The 19,352-nt window shown below is 52.1% G+C and carries 24 protein-coding genes; 5 read left to right on the top strand and 19 right to left on the bottom strand.

The window, feature by feature from the left end:
• Window positions 1-16 precede the first annotated feature (16 nt).
• The 7 genes from FDX09_RS04975 to lafA form a co-directional block, all read right to left on the bottom strand.
• Window positions 17-733 (bottom strand): FliA/WhiG family RNA polymerase sigma factor, encoded by a 717-nt coding sequence (locus FDX09_RS04975; RefSeq protein ID WP_038637670.1) that lies wholly within the window; start codon window positions 731-733, stop codon window positions 17-19.
• Window positions 734-753: 20 nt separating this feature from the next.
• Window positions 754-1,224 (bottom strand): flagellar basal body-associated FliL family protein, encoded by a 471-nt coding sequence (locus FDX09_RS04970; protein ID WP_038637667.1) that lies wholly within the window; start codon window positions 1,222-1,224, stop codon window positions 754-756.
• A 7-nt stretch (window positions 1,225-1,231) separates the two neighbouring features.
• Window positions 1,232-2,404: a flagellar hook-length control protein FliK gene (locus FDX09_RS04965; RefSeq protein WP_038637664.1), complete on the bottom strand. Its 1,173-nt coding sequence runs from the start codon at window positions 2,402-2,404 to the stop codon at window positions 1,232-1,234.
• Window positions 2,401-2,718, bottom strand: coding sequence for a flagellar protein FliT (locus tag FDX09_RS04960; protein WP_087856476.1), 318 nt, complete (start codon window positions 2,716-2,718; stop codon window positions 2,401-2,403). The genes FDX09_RS04965 and FDX09_RS04960 overlap by 4 nt, the downstream gene beginning before the upstream one ends.
• Before the next feature lie 4 nt (window positions 2,719-2,722).
• On the bottom strand, window positions 2,723-3,115 hold the full coding sequence (fliS, locus tag FDX09_RS04955) for a flagellar export chaperone FliS (RefSeq protein WP_003843794.1): 393 nt from the start codon (window positions 3,113-3,115) through the stop codon (window positions 2,723-2,725).
• Window positions 3,116-3,148: 33 nt separating this feature from the next.
• Window positions 3,149-4,474: a flagellar filament capping protein FliD gene (gene fliD, locus FDX09_RS04950; RefSeq protein ID WP_137346872.1), complete on the bottom strand. Its 1,326-nt coding sequence runs from the start codon at window positions 4,472-4,474 to the stop codon at window positions 3,149-3,151.
• A 196-nt stretch (window positions 4,475-4,670) separates the two neighbouring features.
• Window positions 4,671-5,585 (bottom strand): lateral flagellin LafA, encoded by a 915-nt coding sequence (gene lafA, locus FDX09_RS04945; RefSeq protein WP_087856478.1) that lies wholly within the window; start codon window positions 5,583-5,585, stop codon window positions 4,671-4,673.
• Window positions 5,586-6,138: 553 nt separating this feature from the next.
• Between lafA and FDX09_RS04940 the strand changes: the two genes are divergently transcribed.
• The gene (locus tag FDX09_RS04940; RefSeq protein ID WP_137346871.1) at window positions 6,139-7,089 is read left to right on the top strand and encodes a winged helix-turn-helix domain-containing protein; all 951 of its coding nucleotides are present in this window, start codon (window positions 6,139-6,141) and stop codon (window positions 7,087-7,089) included.
• Complete coding sequence (locus tag FDX09_RS04935; protein ID WP_085047728.1) at window positions 7,067-7,546, top strand: hypothetical protein; 480 nt, start codon at window positions 7,067-7,069, stop codon at window positions 7,544-7,546. Before FDX09_RS04940 ends, FDX09_RS04935 begins: the two co-directional genes overlap by 23 nt.
• Here FDX09_RS04935 and FDX09_RS04930 read toward each other — a convergent pair.
• The 12 genes from FDX09_RS04930 to flgB all read right to left on the bottom strand — a co-directional run bounded on the left by FDX09_RS04930 (window position 7,543) and on the right by flgB (window position 17,621).
• Window positions 7,543-8,544 (bottom strand): flagellar hook-associated protein, encoded by a 1,002-nt coding sequence (locus FDX09_RS04930; protein WP_121528628.1) that lies wholly within the window; start codon window positions 8,542-8,544, stop codon window positions 7,543-7,545. The genes FDX09_RS04935 and FDX09_RS04930 overlap by 4 nt on opposite strands.
• A gap of 25 nt (window positions 8,545-8,569) precedes the next feature.
• Window positions 8,570-9,499 carry a flagellar hook-associated protein FlgL gene (gene flgL / locus FDX09_RS04925; RefSeq protein ID WP_069323862.1) on the bottom strand — a complete coding sequence of 310 codons (930 nt, stop codon included), beginning with the start codon at window positions 9,497-9,499 and terminating at the stop codon, window positions 8,570-8,572.
• An 18-nt stretch (window positions 9,500-9,517) separates the two neighbouring features.
• On the bottom strand, window positions 9,518-10,894 hold the full coding sequence (gene flgK / locus FDX09_RS04920) for a flagellar hook-associated protein FlgK (RefSeq protein WP_087856482.1): 1,377 nt from the start codon (window positions 10,892-10,894) through the stop codon (window positions 9,518-9,520).
• 98 nt (window positions 10,895-10,992) lie between these two features.
• The gene (locus tag FDX09_RS04915; protein WP_110498852.1) at window positions 10,993-11,295 is read right to left on the bottom strand and encodes a rod-binding protein; all 303 of its coding nucleotides are present in this window, start codon (window positions 11,293-11,295) and stop codon (window positions 10,993-10,995) included.
• 8 nt (window positions 11,296-11,303) lie between these two features.
• Window positions 11,304-12,425 carry a flagellar basal body P-ring protein FlgI gene (locus FDX09_RS04910; RefSeq protein WP_087856483.1) on the bottom strand — a complete coding sequence of 374 codons (1,122 nt, stop codon included), beginning with the start codon at window positions 12,423-12,425 and terminating at the stop codon, window positions 11,304-11,306.
• Window positions 12,426-12,438: 13 nt separating this feature from the next.
• Window positions 12,439-13,104, bottom strand: coding sequence for a flagellar basal body L-ring protein FlgH (gene flgH, locus FDX09_RS04905; protein ID WP_038643004.1), 666 nt, complete (start codon window positions 13,102-13,104; stop codon window positions 12,439-12,441).
• A gap of 56 nt (window positions 13,105-13,160) precedes the next feature.
• Window positions 13,161-13,946: a flagellar basal-body rod protein FlgG gene (gene flgG, locus FDX09_RS04900; RefSeq protein WP_038637632.1), complete on the bottom strand. Its 786-nt coding sequence runs from the start codon at window positions 13,944-13,946 to the stop codon at window positions 13,161-13,163.
• Between the two features lie 30 nt (window positions 13,947-13,976).
• Window positions 13,977-14,714, bottom strand: coding sequence for a flagellar basal body rod protein FlgF (locus FDX09_RS04895; protein WP_038637629.1), 738 nt, complete (start codon window positions 14,712-14,714; stop codon window positions 13,977-13,979).
• Between the two features lie 9 nt (window positions 14,715-14,723).
• Window positions 14,724-15,926: a flagellar hook protein FlgE gene (gene flgE, locus FDX09_RS04890; RefSeq protein WP_085047733.1), complete on the bottom strand. Its 1,203-nt coding sequence runs from the start codon at window positions 15,924-15,926 to the stop codon at window positions 14,724-14,726.
• Window positions 15,927-15,952: 26 nt separating this feature from the next.
• Window positions 15,953-16,840, bottom strand: coding sequence for a flagellar hook capping FlgD N-terminal domain-containing protein (locus tag FDX09_RS04885; protein WP_085047734.1), 888 nt, complete (start codon window positions 16,838-16,840; stop codon window positions 15,953-15,955).
• Window positions 16,840-17,271 (bottom strand): flagellar basal body rod protein FlgC, encoded by a 432-nt coding sequence (gene flgC, locus FDX09_RS04880; protein ID WP_006685942.1) that lies wholly within the window; start codon window positions 17,269-17,271, stop codon window positions 16,840-16,842. The genes FDX09_RS04885 and flgC overlap by 1 nt, the downstream gene beginning before the upstream one ends.
• A gap of 2 nt (window positions 17,272-17,273) precedes the next feature.
• Window positions 17,274-17,621: a flagellar biosynthesis protein FlgB gene (gene flgB / locus FDX09_RS04875; protein ID WP_042310529.1), complete on the bottom strand. Its 348-nt coding sequence runs from the start codon at window positions 17,619-17,621 to the stop codon at window positions 17,274-17,276.
• 133 nt (window positions 17,622-17,754) lie between these two features.
• On the opposite strand from flgB, the gene flgA reads away from it, so the two are divergent.
• From flgA to FDX09_RS04860, 3 genes are all read left to right on the top strand, one after another.
• A complete protein-coding gene (flgA, locus tag FDX09_RS04870; RefSeq protein ID WP_233614383.1) occupies window positions 17,755-18,471 on the top strand; it encodes a flagellar basal body P-ring formation chaperone FlgA in 717 nt (238 codons plus the stop codon).
• Between the two features lie 99 nt (window positions 18,472-18,570).
• A complete protein-coding gene (gene flgM / locus FDX09_RS04865) occupies window positions 18,571-18,858 on the top strand; it encodes a flagellar biosynthesis anti-sigma factor FlgM (RefSeq protein ID WP_038643000.1) in 288 nt (95 codons plus the stop codon).
• A gap of 12 nt (window positions 18,859-18,870) precedes the next feature.
• Entirely contained in the window at window positions 18,871-19,299 is a 429-nt protein-coding gene (locus tag FDX09_RS04860) for a flagellar protein FlgN (protein ID WP_038637617.1), read from the top strand.
• The last annotated feature ends 53 nt before the right edge of the window (window positions 19,300-19,352 follow it).

Genomic DNA, 19,352 nt, shown 5'->3' with positions numbered 1-19,352 from the left:
TGTTGATTCGGAATTGTTAGTCTGGATATAAACAATCACGAATCTTGTGCGTGATTTTTTTATTCATTTGACAGATTCGGGCTTCGGTCAGCCCTAATACCAGCGCGATCTCTTTTAAATTCATATCGTGTTGGTAATACATTGAGAGCACGAGGCCCTCTTTTTCGCTGAGTTGGCTCAGGGCGTAACTCAACATTTCCTGCGTGACGAATTGCTCTTCCAGCCCCCGCCCTTCGAGCGGTGCTATCGGCATATCGCCATTCAGTAATTCATCCAGGCTGGCCAGCGTTTCCGCACCTTCCAGCTGTTGGTATTCCTGATAATCCTCAGACGATAATCCCCGTCGGGACAACTCCTCCCATGAGGGTTCATGCCCAAGCTGTGTGCGCGCATCACGAATCAAATCTTTAATCTGATGGTATTTTTGGCGTAGCTGGCGAGGCCGCCAGTCGAGGCTGCGCAGCTCATCCAGAATTGCGCCGCGTATGCGGTGAACGGCATAACCGGCAAAACCTTCGTCTGGTTGACCGTAGCGTCGAATCGCATTCAGCAATCCCATCAACGCCGTTTGTTCCATATCCTGCCTATCCATAACGCAGGTACATTGCGGCGCAAGTTGACGCACCACTTTGCGCACCAACGGCAGATAAGCCTGTAAATAATGGCTCTCTTGCTTTGGCGTAAGCATGGGCGTCGCATTAAAGTCTTCTGACTCGTAAGCATCCTGTATCATGTTATTTCCTGGCTTGTCGCTTATTGGAAAACGACTTTTTTCACCAATATCTCCTTATAAGGTGTCGCCATTTTGCGTTTCGCTAATTCAACTTTCAGATTTTCAAATATTTTCTTTCTGATTTCGGAGATCTTCAGCGCCCGAATATCTTCATACTTCATATTCGAAAGCTCATCTACGGTAATACTTTGATAGAGCGGTTCGTCCTGCTTAATTTTTTCAGCGTCTTTCTCTGAATCAACAACCATCACCAGCTCAGCGACCATATAGCGATCGCCGCCTTCATCATCATGCAGCGTAACCACCGTTTCTGGCAGGGAGACAAAAATATTGTTGGACTCATCCTGGCTATCTTCCGCTTCGTGAGCGGGAGTCGCTGCCGCAGCCGTGGTTCCCTTATTCATAGCATGATAAATGCCCCATCCGGCCCCCCCAGCAATACCCAAAGCGACGACGGAACTGATCACACACGCGATAACGATTTTCTTCATTTTGCTTTTACACTTTGATCAGAACGGATTCATTCCGTTGAAATTGAGGTTCATCATTGAGCACTAATGCTGACGCCACCTCATCCTGTTGATGACCTGACTGCTGTTTTTGCTGCTGCGATTGCCCCTCGGAAGAGACCTGAACATTGACTTCCATGAAGTTCTGCGCCGTCAGGTGCTGACGTAGGTTTTCGCTAAACTGCTGCAATGAGCGGCAGACATCGCTCTGATTTGCGCCGATGTGTACCATCAGCTTCCCGGCATCCAGTTGCACAGCAATTTCAAGTTTGCCCAGCGACGGAGGATCAAGACGGATGGTCGAAATTTGCTGTTGCTGACCTATCTGGAACTGAATTCTGTCTTTAAGCAACGCAGTGAGTTTCTCCCCGAGTTCCTCCGTGGACATCGTCACTGGTGCGGAAACTGGCGTCGACACGATGTTATGCTCGGTCAGTGGATTCACTGGCTGATTTCCCTGCGCCGCGGTATTGAGCAAATTCTGCGTAGAGAGCGCAGGGTTGACCGTCACGCCAGCGGTTTTTCTCTCCACCACCGGGCGAGGACTGGGGTTCTGGGTTGATTTCACCCGAGCAGAAATTTGTTGGGAGGTCGAGAGTGACGCAGGCTCCGGCGCAATCGCTCGCAGATCCTGGGCGGAAAACGTCGCCAGCTTAGCCTGTTGATCCGGGGTTGCTGGCGGCAAATCCTCGCTGAGTGACGCCAGTAACGTTTGCAGCTTAGGCGGCAGTGACGATAAGTCGGTTGTGTGCTGATCAGCCGATGGCGCGGATGTTTTTTCCGGCTGGGCCATGGCGCTCGCCAGTTGGCGCAGCAATGATGACCCCGAATGGGTGGTTTGCACCTGCGCCAGCATTCTCAACATGTCGCCATCAGGCTGCTTTTGTACATCGGCCGGGGCTGCCTGAGTCGGTTGCGCCAATAGCATAGCCAGCAATGCCTGCATGGCTGCCGGATTCGCGTCGTCTTGTTTATGCGCAGCCGCCGATGTCTGCTGATGACTCAGTTTTGCGCCAATCAACCGCTCAGCCGCGGCGTTCAGCCCCGACTGGGATAAAGAAAATGCGCTGCCGCCCTCAGGGGTTGACGGCGCCGAAATCGTCGCCTTTTCCGGTGTGGCCTCTGCCGACGCACTGACCGAGGCCAGTAATACAGGATTCATGCCTTCTCCGAAATTAAATTAACCATTGAATACGCCAACATTCCTTCCTGGTTTTGCTGATGTTTCTCCATCCGCGTTTTGAGTTCTTCCGCACGCTGCGTTCGCCGCGCAATTAATGTCTCAAACGCGACCAGCAGTCTGCTTTTCACTTCCCGTAGCGCCTCGGCGTCAGTTTCCCAGGCAGCATAGGCATGAAAGTCACGCATCACCTGCTGATGCAGACCTGGTAATCGACGCCACCGTTTTTGATCCAGGGCATCGTTCATCGCCGCCACCAGGGCATAAAGCTGCTGTTGCTGACGCTCTCTTTCCATCGCCTTATCCAAGTTTTGCTGACAGACCTTCCCAGCCTGTACGCAGATTCGTCAGGATGAGGATCACTTCATCAATTTTTTCTAACGACAACTCGCCGCTGGCTTCATACAGGCGGTAGACGCAGTGGTCATACAGCCGGGAGAGATTCACCACCAGCTCACCGCCGGTTTCAAACTCCAGCGAGCTGGTTAAGGCGTTGAGAATATCGATGCATTTATTGATGCTTTGCGCTTTACGCTCGTAGCGTTTGTTCTCAATGTGGCTTTTCGCGCGTTCCAGTTCGTCCATCAGTCCCGAAAACAGCACCAGCACCAGCTCTAACGGTGATGCTGCTGCCGTACGCGCAGCAAGATCCATCTCTTTGTATTGCGAATAACCATCCTGCGTGTCGTACATATTGGTTCTTAATCCTTCTCTTAAATCAGCCGGTTACATAAACGCGGCCATACTCACTTTCATGGTGTACACCTCAACCAGCGTATTGGTGTACTCTTCCACATAGCGCTCGTAGTTGGTGTTATAGGTTTCGGTCAGTTGATCGCTTTCGTCCTGGATTTTGCTCTGCTGGTCGTCAATGTTTTCCTGGCGCATGGCAATAATGCCGTTGCTGGAATCCAGATAGCTGTCCATCAGGTCGTCCATTTGCGCGACCATGCTGTCTTCCCCAACAAAGATAGAGGTCAAACCGTCCGGGTTTTTTTCCATTTCTTCGCTGAACTGGGTGGAGTCGATTTGTAAGTGACCGTCGGAATCCAGCGTGATGCCATAGTCGACAATCGATACGCCGCCGTATGAAGCGTGAGCGATATCATCCATTTGGTTTGCCAGCGAATTCATCCCGGCATCACCGGCAAAGACCCCGGCTGCCGTATCGTCATCGCCGTAGCTGGTGAGAGAATCTATGGTGTCGATTAGCGTGTTATAGGCATCCACGAAGGTTTGCACTTTTGCCTGAGATCCACTGGAGTCTTCCGCGACGGTAAAGGTGGTCACATCATTAGGATCATCAGGATCGCTGACCTCGGAAAAGGTCATGGTCACGCCGGGGATAACGTCATCGAAAGTATTCAAACTACTGGTGATGGCAGGACCGGTTTCACTTCCCAGATGAATTTCTGCGTCCTGCGGATTTGTGATGAGCTGCTCACTGGAAGACTCCGCCGTCGCAAAATCGGTGTTGCCCGTAACGCTCACTGAAAAGCCGCTTTGTGCTCCGGTGGTATCAGAGGTCAGCATGATAGTGGTGGTGCCGTCGGTTTTAACCAGCGCCGCCGACACGCCAGGGTTGTCATCCGAGTCATTAATTGCATCAACCAGTTCGCTGGCATCAATAAAACTGTCGCCATCTTCATCAGCAGCCGCGAGATCGATATCCATGGTCGTGCCGTCATCCATCGACAACGTAAAGGTACCGGATGCGCTGTACTGGTCATCACTCATGCTGAACGTGGTTTGTTGCGCCTGTGCAAGTGCCGAAACATAAAATGAATAGGTTCCGGCCTGAGCTTCCGAGTTTGCGGATATGGTGTTTGAATCATTGCTCGACGTAGCAGAAAACGTCAGCGGGCCGTCGGTGTCACTGTTAAGCGCATCAATTGCTGACTGAAAGTCGGTGAGCGCCGAACTTAACGAGTCCAGGCCGTTGCTCTCTGCATTCAATTCGTTCTGCTCGTTCTGCAGATTTGCCGCCTGGGTGGCGATGTCCGCGTAGGCAAATTCTTGTGCTAATTTTTGGATCGGACTCGTAAAACTCATAATCAGTGACTCCGTGCAACGTTAGTTATGTGATAGCAAAACGCATGCCAATATTTTTTATTATTGATATTCAGTAAGTTAAATTAGTAGCGGAAATGAATTTTCCCTTCCTCAGGAAGGTTTCCAGGCAAAGGCCCGGTTGCGGAAAGCACAACACCGCCGGGTGGCGGTGTTGTGAATGACATTACGTCAGAAATTACTGCAGCAGGCTGGAAACCATGCTGGACATGCTGTTGGACTGCTTCAGCATGGTGATACCCGTTTGCATCAGCACCTGTTGCTGGGTCATGTTGGACGCTTCCGTCGCGTAGTCGGTATCCATAATGTTACCGATCGCCACTTCAGTGTTGTCCTGCATGCTGGTCAGGTTAGCCGCGGTGTCGTTCAGGCGGTTGATGGATGCACCCAGTTTGGACTGGATCTTAGACACGTCGTCCATTGCAGTCTGGATAGTTCCAATCATCGCGTTTGCAGAGCCAGAAGTGGTCAGTTCGGAGCCGCCAGAGATACCTGCGCTACCGGTCTTATCTGCCTGGTCACCTTTGAAGGAAGCACTAACCTGATCCAGTGCGTTAACCAGAGTGTCCAGTTGGCTGGAAATATCAACGGTCATGGTGTCAGAAGATTCAGCGCCAACCTGGAAGGTTACGCCGCTCTGGAACAGGCCGTCTTTACCGGTGTTGCTGGTACCGGAAACACCGAACAGGTTGGTGCCGCCGTAAGTGGTGTTCTGCAGCATATCGGACATCTGCTGGCCCAGCTCGTCGTATTCGTCCTGCATCGCCTGCAAATCTTCATCGCTGTACGTTCCGTTCGCCGCCTGAGTAGACAGGTCTTTCATACGGCCCAGTACGTCGGTCATTTCGTCAAACATGCTGTCGGCTGTCTGCAGCATGGCAGTGGCATCGTTGATGTTGCTCAATGCAACGCCCATGCCGCTGGACTGCGCGGTCAGACGGTTGGCAATCTGTTTGCCCGCAGCGTCATCTGCAGAGGAGTTAATACGGTTACCTGTCGCCAGACGTTCCATAGAAGTAGACAGTGATGCGCTGCTTTTGTTGATAGCATTTACAGCAGACATTGATGCGGTATTAGTATTAATCGATAACATGGTACTGCTCCTTGGGAATAATCGTTTTCGTTTCGATACTCTGTAAAAACGACCACCCGTTTGGAAAACTTAAAGCGCTGCAGAAAATTTTTTTTGACGCGTTACACAACATCATTAGCGAGATAAAAAACGCTTCCACCTCTATTTTAGCTTTGCGTGCTACCTCCCACAAAAACCACCTTCTAAGGAAGATCTCAATCAAGATTTAATTAAAAGATTATTAGAAATATCTAATAACGGCTTGGTTGCTTACGCGCCATACGGGTTAACTTTTTGATAAGAATAAGATTATCCCTAGATGAAATCACTTTAAAAAGCCTGGTTATAGCCATGTTTTACATTTAGTTGCAAATACCCTGTACTTTTATATTGTGAGTCTCGGGCACTTTCGCTACATTTCAAATCCTTTTTTGGACAGCATAAAAAACACTCAATAGCGATTCAGCTGCAGCTTCACAGCACAAAGAAATTTCAATTTCTCCAGAATTTTAATGCACTGATTTTTAACGGTGTGACACCAGGGATATAAAATCTTGCACGGGTATACAAATCGATGAGTATCGTAGTCAACAACTGGCGGATGGATTCCTCGCTTAATGCGTTAATCCATTGTGAAACAGGCGAGATACGTCGCCTGGGCGAATACCATTTTATTCTGTTAGAGACATTAGCTAAAAATGCCGATGTCGTTTTATCTCGGTCATATTTAATGAGCGCAGTTTGGAAGAATCGCATCGTCGGTGGAAATAGCCTGCCGACAGCCGTTCATGCGCTGCGCGTTGCGATCGATGATGACGGTAAACAGCAAGAAATTATAAAAACCATACCTAAAAAAGGGTATTTATTTAATAAGAACTACCTCACTGAAACTATTGACCTTAATGAAACTGTGGTTGATGACAGCACCATTGATGAGGTCGAGAAACGTACCGAGATTGTTGAGTCCCCTGCGCCTGATGAAATGCTTCCATCAACAAATAATGGGGAAATACCCTTACTTAACAGTCAACTATCGTCAAGAAACCAGAGAAAAACGGCCATCAGACGGCATCCTTATCGAGCCGTTCTGATTACCTTACCCGTTATCGTTATCGCGCTGTCGTTGTTTATTTTAATCTCTTATTTTAAAGCACCGTCTGTCACCAAAATGGAAGAAGCTCCGCAATTGGTTAAAGAGACGCTTGAAAATGCCAACCATGTTACGGTATATCAACTTTACGACCCAGGTGAGAATAAGAAATCATCATCGCTTGTTTCAACGCATATTCTTCCCGGTATCGAGCAGCTCAACCCACTGTTGGTAAGCCATAACGCCTCGATGACCTTGTATTATCGGGTCTCACTGAACAAACTCGCCCTTGATATTGTACTTAGCAATCAATGCAATGATAAGTGGCAGTTAGCGCTAAGCTTTGACAACTGGCTAAATAAAGATAATGAAATGAATGGTATTTTAATTAAAGAAGTGGAGAAAATGTTAAATGAAATGCCAAAATGCAAATAATTTCTTTTTCCCTGCCCTGTCTGCTTTCACGCTATTTTTCACATTTACGGCTCATGCCCGCATTGAAAATACGGTCATTGCCAATTACGACCTTACTACTGGCAAAAACGTACATTATGAACTTATCGCAAGTTCTCTGGATAAAAGCACCACGATCACTCTCGTCCCTTTGGAGCAAAATAATAAAATGCCCTCTACGTTTAAAGTAGCGTCGTGTATTAATCATTATACCGGCTCATATAAACAGGGTGAGTTTCACTTTAGTACCACCAAAACCGATCAAAACGATTCTCGTATGGCTAATTTCGGGGCATTTGTCACTGAGCACAACCTGCATACATGGTGGCTCCATATAACTCCGCAGCAAAATTTGATTTTTACTCGGGATGTCGGAGGTCTGTTAATCACAGACCCCTCTGTATTTAACTTTTCAACCAAAGCATGCCAGCAGAATTAACTTAATAAACTACGGACAGTCTGGCTGGAAAGTCGGGCTTGTCCATTCACCGCCTGCGCTAATACCTGATAATTGTGATTAGCATGATCCAAAACCCCACCCAATGATTCAGAGGCTTGCACCGCACTTTCTGCCTGTGGAAAACGCGCCATACCGTCAATGAGCTGCCGGGCCTTCTCCTGCTGGGCAGCCATTTGCGCACGTTGATCGCCAATAATATCCAACGCCTGCTGTAATCCGTCCTGAGTTCGGGCTCCGCCCTGTGCTACATACTGTTGAAGCTCCTCTGAACGTGAGGGATCGGCAAATGTTTTCAGCGGGGTAAACGCTGATGACTTCGTACCGACATCACGTACGCTCAGGGTTTGCTGGATCTGCGACCACTGCTTTTCCGTGGTGGAGAACGTTAACGTGCCCTGCCGATCGTGCACCTGTACGCCGACGCGACGCAGCGCGTTGCTCATCATTATCTTGTACTGGCCTGGATCCATATCCTCTCCCACCACCACCGCCGAGTGCTGCGTTTGCCGCCCATCGGAAACACTAAACATGCGCGAGCTTATGGCATCTTTTTGCAGCATCTGCGCCAGTTCAGGCGCGTGAAAGGTCACTCGCGCCTCGCCCTGCAAAACCGGACGCAGTTGCCTGTCCACCGCGCCGCCGGATAACGCCGTTCTTTTATCCAGCCACTGGGTAAGTTCGGCTCCCTTTTGCTGCTGCGCCTGCCCGCCACGGCGCGAGGCATGGCGATAATCCAGCAAATGCTGTTCCAGTTGTCCCAGATAGTGATCGGCCTGCTGTAGCGTCGTGAGCTGATCGTTAAGCTGCACGCTATAACGCTGAGGCCGGGTGGTAATAAGCGGTGAGGCCGGGTAATCACTCGCCGTTGCGGGTAACTTTTGACGGACAGGGGCATTCTGCGCAACGGTATGCTGCTGCACAGAAGGATTAAGCGCTCCGCTACCGGAGAGTGACGTTGTATTTAAACCGACCTGCATACTATTCCTGAGCTACTGCTCGCTGTTAAATCACACTGAAAAGGTTCAACTCACTCACTTTAGAGTAGGTTTTTAAGGTGGCTTCCATCGCCATTTCCAGTCCGGTAAAGGTAATGGAAGCTGGGCCGTAATCCAGATCGCTCAACTGACTGATCAGCTGATCGTTGGACGTTGAGATATCTGTCTGAGCATCGCTGAGCATGGTCATTGTATTCTGCGTTTCACCAATGGTGGCGATGGAGGCGTTGAGCTCATCAGAGGCCACGTCTACCGTATCGATGGCATTCTGAATGTCGCTTTGCACCTGCGGATCGGCAGGATCAACCGATGGGTCCTGCAGCTCTTTCGATAATGACGTTAAGGTGTTCAGCACATCCAGGCTATCGCCGAAGAAATCGCTGACGGCCACATTGGTGTCAACCTCTACGCCATTGGAGACAGTAGTTTGGCGATGATCGCCATTCCCCTGGTAGGTATAGCTGTCGGTCACGCCGTCGCCGTCCTCATCCACCGCGACAATCGGCGGCCGATCGTTCACCGTCCCGCCAAACACATAGTGACCGTCTTCATCTTGGTAATTTAACGCCGACACCATCGCTTCAGTCATCGACTGGATATCCTGCCCCAGACTGGATAATGACTCAGCGGTATTGGTGCCGTTCGCGGCTTCCAGCAGATCGTCGCGAATCGCCAACAGATCGTTATTGACGCCGTCGAGAATAGATTCCTGCTGGCTCATCCCTGCCGACGCGGAATTAATATTCGTTTGATATTGGTCGAGGGCCGATTGCTGGCGGTTAAGCTGGGTGATACGGGTCGCCGCAATCGGATCGTCAGACGGCAACAGAATGCTTTTCCCCGTCGCCATCTGCGTGACGACATGAGAAAGATCGCTGGAAAGGTCGTTAAAACTCTGCGTCATAGACACATAAGACTGCTGGGCAGTGACTCGCATTTTTCATTCCCCTTCCGGTTAGCTACACATTTCCAGCACAGAATCGAAAATATCAGCACCTGTTGAGATGACTTTCAGGTTAGCCTCATAAATCTGCTGATAGGTAATGAGGTTGACCGCTTCTTCATCCATGCTGACGCCGCTCACGCTGCTCTGCTGGTTCTGTGCCTCGGAGTACACGTTCGCTGCGGCTTCGGCTTCCGTCTGGTTTTGCTGGCTGTAGATACCAATATTGCTGATGATCGATGAACAGGCTTCGCCCACGGTTACGCTACCGAGTCCTTCAATTTCCAGCGGTTCGGTTGAGATGTTGATCAGCGCCTGCAGGTTATCGCTGTTGCCGCTTTCGTCCGGCGAGCTGGAAAACGCCAGTTCATCGGCGGTGATATCAGGGTTTACCTCCAGCGGGCCATCCGATGAGTTTTCATCATAAATAAACAGCGGTTCACCGGGATTTCCGTTCAAATCGTAGCCCTGCGCCAGTTGGGTGTTAACCGCATCGGCAAATTGCTCCGCCATGCTGTTAATCGTTCCCGTCAGCGGCGTCAGCACCTCATTCTGATAATCAAACAGCGCGCCCAGCGAGCCGCCGGTATCGGTGTTCATGGATGAGGTAGTTCCGGCAAACGTTAACGACATACTCTGCGTGCCATCGGCGTTGGTATCCAGTTCGATGGTGGAACTCTCCTGCCCGCTAACCAATGGCTGACCGTTTTGCAGCGTGACATTATAGTTGCCTTCATCATCGATATTGACCTGAACGTCCATAATGCCGCTCAGCTCTTCCACCATCTGATCGCGGGCGTCATACAGCGCCGAAGCGTTATCGCCGTTGGCTTCAGCTTCAGCAATTTGCTGGTTATAACTGGCAATACCGGTAGTCAGGGTGTTCACCTGCGCCACCATCGCCTGCTCCTGGCTGACGATCTCACTGCTTTGCGAGTCGATGTAATCGAGGGTGTTATCCACGCGCAGCGCCAGCGCGCCGGACTCGCTGATCACCTGCTCACGCAGGGCGGAATCATCCGGGCTGGTGGTGGCTTCGTTTAGCGCGGCAAAAAAGTTATCAAATCCCCCGCTCAGGCTGCTGTTATCATCGCTGAGGACGGTTTCCAACTGCGTTAAATACTCTTGCTGGGTGTTGTAATAGCCATAATCGCTGGCGGCATACCAGACCTGGTTAACCTGATACTGGTTTGAGACCCGGCGAATACTGTCAACCTGCACACCGTTACCCGCACTGTTCGCTGAACCGGAACTCGCGCCAATGGTACTGGTGATGGCAACCTGCCGGGTATAACCGTCAGTCATCGCGTTGGCGGTGTTCTGCGCCGTTACGTTAAGCTCCACCTGCGCAGTCGATGCGCCGCTGTAGCCAATGTTAATCATATCCATCAAAGCGTCCTCGCCGGTCAGTTACCCGGTCTGTCATTAACAACCTTGCCGATTAAGAGCGGCGAAAAAACCGCAGTTCTTAAGCCGCCGCGCAACCTTTATCCTTGGTGATGAGGGGAGAGTTGTTTGACGATCATCTCCGCAATGCCAATGCCGTGCTGTTGGGCCAGACTGTTGCACAGCTGATCGTCATAAAATCCCTGCATCATGCGTACCGAGTCGCTGTTAAACGGGTTATCTTTTGAGTCGAAGATCTCATTGGTTTTACGCATCTCTTTCAGCATGTTGCGTAAGAAGATGGCTTCGAATTGCTGGGCAGCTTTCTGCAAATCGTTATCTTTGATTTTGGGGCCCATTAACGCATCGCTACCGTCAATGCCCCCGCTATGATTCACCTTGATGTCGGCCATTAAATCACCTCCAGATCGGCATCCAGCGCACCAGCTTCATGCAGGGCCTGTAAAATAGACATAATGTCGTCCGGCGTTGCCCCCAGGCTATTGAGCGCATTGACCAACGTTTTCAGACTGCTGGACTCTGGCAGACTGATCATCCCCGGACGGGCATGATTCACCGAAATATTGCTTTGCGGCGTCACCGCCGTACGACCACCGGCAAAAGCGTTCGGCTGGCTGACGTTGCTGCTTTCATTGATGGAAACCGTCAGACTGCCATGCGATACCGCCGCCGCATGCAGGGCGATACCATCGCCCATAACGACCGTACCGGTACGCGAGTTAAACACCACCCGAGCCCGGACTTTTTCCGCCTGCACCTGGACGTCATCTAACTGAGACATAAAGGCCACGCGCGCGCCGGGGCTGGTTGGCGCGCGGACGATAACGTTAGTCGAGCTTTGTGCCGTCGCAATGCCGCCAAACGACGCGTTGATCGCCGCGGCAATGTTATTGGCATCTTTAAAGGAGGGGCGTTTCAGATTGAGCGTAATGGTGTCCCCCATCTGGAAGTCGCTGGGAATTTCACGTTCTACCGACGCGCCGTTCGGTATCAGCCCGGCGGTGGGGGTATTCACGGTGACGCTGGAGCCGCTGGCTCCGGTCGCGTTCATCCCGCCGACCACCACGCTCCCTTGCGCAAGGGCATAAACCTCGCCATCCGCGCCGTGTAATTGGGTGAGCAATAGTGTGCCGCCGCGCAGGCTTTTGGCATCGCCGATCGACGAGACCGTGACGTCAATGGTCTGCCCACGCGAGTACATGGGCGGTAGCGTCGCGCTGACCGCCACCGCCGCAACGTTCTTCACCTTCGGATCGATTTTGCTCGGCAGTTGTACGCCAAACTGGCGCAGCATGTTGGTAATTGTCTGGTTGGTGAATTTGACCTGGTTTTTATCCCCGGTTCCGTCCAGACCGACCACCAGACTGTAGCCGACGAGTTGGTTTTCCCTGACCCCCTGGACGTTAACCAGCGATTCCAGAGATTGCGACTGCGCCGCGCCTGGCAGCGCCAGGCTCAGGGCGATAACGATGCCGTTTAACGCGTTCATCCAGCGCCCGCTTAAGTGTTGCATATCAAAATCCTGCTTAGATCGGGAAGAGAGGATGGTTAAACAGACGCGTCAGCCAGCCCGCCGCATTGGCATCGCTCAATGCGCCACGGCCCGCGTAGGAGATGCGTGCATCCGCAATACGCTGCGATGAGACGGAGTTGTCGTTCTGAATGTCATCGGCACGCACCAGGCCACTCAGGCGAATGTACTCATCGCCCTGGTTAAGGGTGAGCCATTTTTCACCGCGAATTTCCAGGATACCGTTCGACTGTACCGAGTGTACCGACACCGTAATTTCACCGCGCAAACTGTTTTGCTGCTGCGAGGTCGCCGTCCCGTTGAAGTCACGATTGGCGTCCACGGAAGCGGAAAGGTTATCTTTGGTATGTCCGAACAGCGTCGGCGCGCCGATGTCGACGGTATTGTTCTTACCGAAATTGGTTTTCGCCTGTTTGCTCGACTGGGTGGATTCTTCCAGCATCACGGTCAGGATATCGCCCACGCGATAGGCGCGGCGGTCCGCCGTCAGCGACCAGTTATACCCCGTTTCAAACACGCCCCCCGCACGACCATCCGCCGTTGGCGGCGCTTCCGTTTTGGGAGGAGCAAAGAATTCGTCATTTTTTTTGACCAGGAGGGCCTGCGATTCGCACCCGCTTAACAGGGGAAGCAGTACCATCAGCCAGAGATAATTTTTCACGTTCTGCCTATTTCTGCCGGATGGCGCTGTACCATCCGGCATTTCACATTCTTGAGTTACAGTGTCTGACTAATAAACTGCAGCATATCGTCTGCCGCAGAGACCATTTTGGCGTTCATCTCATAGGCGCGCTGTACGGTGATCATCGCCACCATTTCGTTGACGATGTCCACGTTCGAGCCTTCCAGTGCTTTATCCTGTAACGTTCCCAGACCATCTTCCCCCGGAATACCTTCCGTCGGTTGACCGCTGGCCGCCGTTTCCAGATACAGGTTGTCGCCTTCGGCTGAAAGCCCGGCCGGGTTGGCGAAATTCACCAGCGTTAGCTGTCCCAGCTCAGTGGGATCGCTGTCGCCGGGTAAAATCGCGCTCACCGTGCCATCGGAAGCAAATGACACGCTGGTTGAACCCGCTGGCACATCAATTTCCGGCTGTAACGGCAACCCCTGGGAGTTGGTCAGCACGCCATCAGCGTTAACCTGCATATTGCCGTCACGGGTATAAGCGATATCCCCATTGGCTTTTTGCACCTGCCAGAACCCCTGTCCCATGATGGCCACATTCATCGTATTGTCGGTGGTTTCTACATTCCCTTCGGTGAAGGTTTTTTGCGTTCCCACAATACGAACACCGCTACCGAACTGCATTCCGGTCGGCATGATGTTATTTTGATCGAGCATGGCGCCCGGCGCTTCCTGAGTCTGATAAAACAGATCCTGGAACATCACGCGGTCGCGCTTAAAGCCCGTGGTATTGACGTTGGCGATGTTGTTGGCAATCGCACTCATCTCAGCATCCTGCGCCGACAGGCCGGTTTTACTGATCCATAACGCTGCATTCATAAAACTTTATCCCTGATTAAAGGCTACGACTCAGGAGCCGCGTAGCAGCCTGTTGCCTGAGTCGCTGAGATCTTCAGCCGTTTTCATCATCTTGATTTGCGCTTCAAACTGACGGTTCATCGCGATAGATGACATCATTTCGCTCACCGCAGACACGTTACTGCCTTCCAGAAAGCCGCCGCTCACTTTGATGTTCTCATCGCGCTGCGCCGGTACGCCGTCCGCCGTCACCAGCATCCCCTCGCTATTTTTCGCCAGATTGGCGACCGGAATATCCACCAGCTTCAGGCGATCGATATCCATCGTTGCAGTAACATCGCCATCGTCAGGCGTGACGGAGAGCGTGCCGTCGCTGCCGAAAGAGGCAATCGCGTTTGGCGGTAAAATAATCGGGCCGTTATCCCCGAGCACCACGTTACCGTCGATGGTCAGTTGCCCCTGATCGTCCTGCTGAATATTGCCGTTACGGGTGTACACCTCGTTTCCCGCTTTATCCTGCACGGCGATATAACCGGGTCCCTGAATAGCAACATCAAGCGGGCGTTCGGTTTTTTCCGCCACGCCAGTGCTGTCATTGACGCCGCTGGGACTCTCCTTCGCCATAAAACGCGTATCAAAACCACCGCCTTTTACTTTGTCGTTGCTCGCCATCGCCATATCCGCGCGAAAACCATTGGTGTTAACGTTGGCGAGGTTATTGGCGCTAATTTGCTGCTCGAGCAGCGTCTGGGTGGCTCCGCTGAGTGCGGTATAAATCAACCGATCCATTTCTTAGCCTTACATCGCCTGGAAGAGAGCCTGATCCAACTGCGTACTGGTCGAAATCACCTTGGTGTTCGCCTGGTAATTACGCTGGGCGGTCATGAGATTGACCAGTTCGTTGGTAATATCCACATTGGAGCTTTCGAGCATGCCGGAGGAGAGCGTGCCGCAAGAGCCGGAGCCAGGCGTGCCAATTAGCGGCGTGCCGGATTCGCCCGTCTGTACCCAGGCTGTGCCGCTTACCGCTTCCAGTCCGTTCTCATTCGGGAAGGTAGCGAGCACGACCTGCCCCTGCAGCATACGTTCGCCGTTGCTGTAGGTGGCGTAAACTTTACCGTCATCATCCACCTGCACGCCGTTCTGCGTTGCCGAGGCATAACCGGTTGCGGAGTTGGTTGTCACCGAGAAATCAGAGCCGTACTGAGTACAGTCTGAGTAATCAATGGTCATCGAAATCGGCGCAGCGTCATCAGTAGTGAACGTGATGGTTTGCGGTGTTGTTGGCGATGTCAGCTTGCCGGTATTTGAGTCGAAGGTCAGCGTGGTCGGTGGGACGCCGCTCTGCGCCTCACCATCAAAGGTGTACTGTACTTCCCAGGTGTTATCGGCGGTTTTGGTAAAATACTGGCTAACCGAGTGTTCGTTACCCAGCGAGTCATACACAGTGGTGGTGTAGCTGTCGGTATAGGTATCGCTGTTGTTCGCGTCAAACGGTACGCTGGTGCGATCGATCGTTTCATCACTGGCGTCAAAGTTTGCCGTGAAGGTCATGCTATCGGTGGCCTGCGCCGGGATGTTGCCGGTTTTAATCTGGATATCAGTGACGGTACCGGTTTGCAGCGTGCCGCTGTCATCAACCGGATAACCTTGCAGGTAATCACCGGACGCATTGACGATATAGCCGTTTTTATCGGTCACAAAAGAGCCGGCACGCGTATAGGAAATATTCCCTGCGCTATCGCACATGACGAAAAAACCATCATCGTTAATGGCTAAATCCAGCGCATTGCCGGTTGAAACCATCGAGCCGCCGGTGGAGATACTTTGTGCGGAACCGGCCACGCTCACGCCCATCGCCTGCGTCCCGGCGTACATGGCGGAGAACTGGGTGGTCATTGATTTATAACCCACCGTACCGGAGTTAGCGATGTTGTTACTGATGCCGTCCAGTTGTTCGTTGACGGCGTTTAGCCCCGTCGCTGCAATTTCATAACTCATTGTTTCTTCCTGTAAGATTAACTAAATCAGAGCACCATATTGCTGTTGGCGTTATCGCTTCCGTCGTCAGTATCTGGCGGCGTGGTGTCATCGGAACCGCTGGTTCCGTCGGTGCTGTCCGGTACGCCAAACTGGGTGATCATGGTGAATGGCACTTCGCCAACGCCGTCAACGTTGAGCACCGGCGTGCTGCCATCAAGCGGAATACGCACATCTTCCACCTGGCCCGTCACCTCGATCGGCACTTCCTCTTCCCCGGTATTGGTCACCACGGAAACGCTGTAATCGCCCGGCGGGATGCCGTAATCCGCAGGATTGATGTCGAAGTCCACCTGGCCGGGTCCGACGGAGGTTTCACCTTCCGGGATCAGCGACACGGTATAGTCATCACCCGCTTCATCGGTAAAGTGCAGATCCACATCGGTACAACTGTCATCCAACGTGACGCGCCCCTGGATCGCCTTGCTGTTGTCTTCGATATCCAGCGAGGTGGTTTGCACCATGATGTCGTCGCCGACCATATTTCCCAGCGCCATCACCTGGATGTTGCTCATCAGCACGGCATTGGTGTTGGCCTGGACGCTCATCTCTTCCATCATCGCCACCTGCGCCATTGAGGAGAGCTGATCGATATAGGCCGTAGGATCGGTGGGATCGGTCGGGTCCTGGTTTTCAATTTCAGCCACAAACAGCGTCAGAAACGTGTCGACCGCCGAGGTTTCGGTGGACGTGGTGGTTGTTGTGGTGCTGCTGGTGTCGCTGGTATCCGTCGTTGACGACGTTGTCGAAGAACTGCTGTCTCCCACATTAGTGCTTTGCGCCGTGGCGCCGACGTTATTTTCAGCAACCGCCGTCGTCTTCTCCTGAGAAGAAGCCAGCGCCTGAGATTGGGCATACAGAGCCAGGGTATTCATTACACTTCTCCCAGTTTGAGTAAGCTTTGCTGCATACTTTTGACGTTATTCAGCACATCAACGTCGGTTTCAAAATCACGTGATGCGGACATCATGTCAGCCATTTGCTCGACCACGTTGACGTCCGGGTACCAGACAAAACCGTTCTGATCCGCCATTGGGTGATGCGGCTCATAACGCTTTACCGCCCCGCCGCTTTGCATGACGTCCTGCACTTGTACGCTGGCGCCATCAATGGCGTGACGGTTATGTCCCCCTATCAGGCTATTGTTGTAAACCGCGGCAAAAACCGGGCTGCGCGCCTTATAGGCCTGCGCCTCGCTGCTGGCAGGAGATTCCGCATTCGCCATGTTGCTGGCGACGGTATTCAGACGGATGGTTTGCGCCGTCATCGCCGAACCGGAAATCTGGTAAATATCAGTAAACGACATGGTTATTTCCCTTCAATGGCCTCTTTGATGCCGCTAAGTTGCAGATTCAAAAAAGTCAGACTGCTTTGATAATCCATACTATTTTGTGAAAACCGGGCCTGCTCGGTATTCAGCTCTACGGTATTGCCATCCTCTGAAGGCTGCATCGGCACGCGGTATTTCACGTCAACCTCGGGCGGAACATTTGTACGACTTGCCCGTTGCATCTCAGCGGCAAAATCAATATCTTTGGCTTTGAAATTTGGTGTATCGACGTTTGCCAGATTCGCAGTCAGTAGCTCGGTCCTCTCAAGACGTAACTTCACTGCCAGCGGATGTACACCCAATGCCTGCTGAAAACTGATTCCCATTTCTTGCATCACTCCTGCGTAGATATCGCTGTTATTAGCAATATGTATGCCAACTTTTAAGTGATTGATGAGAAATGACTTTATGAAAAGACACCCTCACAGAAGGAAGCCCTCTTTCCTCTTTGCCGTGGAAATGATGCTGGCTATATGCTGTGGCTTACCCGTATATGCCGCCGTCCATCCCATTCAGCGCAGCGCCCGGGAACAGATCAACGCGCAGATTCTCAATGCCGCCAGTCATGAAATTGACGCGCTGGCGCGCAAACAGCAGTGGCGGGACTATCGCTACACGTTCAATATTTATATTCCCTCCGCCGTCAGCACCAGCGCGCTATGCGCGTCGGCGCCGCAGGTTACCTCAAGCACATCACCGGAGATGGTCCTGTCACGAATGAACTTTGTGGTCAGTTGTCCGGGCAGCAATGGCTGGCAATTTAACGTGGCGGTACGCCCCGATGTGTCGATTCCGGTGGTCATGCCAAAGTCGTTGATTGCGCGAGATACGGTAATCACCGCCGATGACCTGCAGCTTAAAAAATTCAATATCAGCAACCAGCGCGAAGGGTTGATGACGAATATCGATGAGGCGATTGGTCTCACCAGCAAGCGCGCCCTGCAACCGGGCAAACCGATTACCCGTAGCGAGCTGGTACTGCCCGTACTGGTCAAACGCGACCAGCCGGTGATGATCGTCTCCCACATGGCCGGGATCACCGCCTCAATGCCGGGCGTGGCGTTGAAGAATGGTCGTAAAGGGGATGTGATAAAAATTCGCAACAGCAGCAGCCAGCGGATCATTAGCGGGATGGTGGACGATACCGGCGTGGTCACCACGCTGACGGCGGAATAGTGCGGGGATTTTTTGTGATGGGATTAAAGTTTTCCTCTATTGCCGTCGCTTTTAGCCAATAACAGATAACCAACCCAACGGAATATGTACGAGGTTGCTATGAAAATTACCCCAACTCTGCCGGGCAATCGCCCTGCATCGACAACCGAACAGGCGCGTGCAGACAAGAGCAGCGTGCAGACGAGCGCGTCCAGTTCCGCATCACTTTCCGCCGACGATATTACTCAGGCGGGATTACAAACGGCGCAGCAAACGCTGAACAGTGATACGCAAAGTGACGTTGATTACGACAAAGTGGCGCAAATGCAGGCCATGCTGGCCTCAGGCGATTTGCAGGTTGATACCGATCAACTGGCTGGGGACATGCTCAGCTTTTTCCAGAAATAAGAGGCTACAACAGTGAGTACCAGGCTACAGCAGGTGAAAACTCTGCTTCAGGGCATCCGCGAGGACGGGACGCGGTATGACGCGCTCAGACACCAGTTGGAACAACAACGTCTGTGTATGATCCGTCGCGACAGCGACGAACTACTGGCCGTCAATGAACTTATTCAACAGCATTATGAGCAGTTGCAAAACAGCAGCCAACAGCGCCGGTCGCTCCTGCAACTGCTGGGCGTAAGCGTCAATCGTGCAGGGATAGAACAGGTCTTTAGCTGGCTGCCGGGCGTGCAGAAAACTGCCGCAGAGGGCTGGTGGCAAAGCCTTGAGCAAAAAGCGAAACGCTGCAAGATGTACAACGAAAAAAACGGCGATCTGCTGATCCGTCAGTATGAATTTATTCAGGCTTTTTTAGGTACTGAGCCCGATTTTATTTACCAGCGCTAAAACTTCCTTCCCTGACGCGGAAACCGGCTTTCCGCGCCTCATCTAACCAATTG

Source organism: Citrobacter sp. wls717, assembly GCF_005280955.1.
Taxonomy (GTDB): Bacteria; Pseudomonadota; Gammaproteobacteria; order Enterobacterales; family Enterobacteriaceae; genus Citrobacter; species Citrobacter werkmanii.
This window is presented reverse-complemented; position numbering and strand designations above follow the sequence as displayed.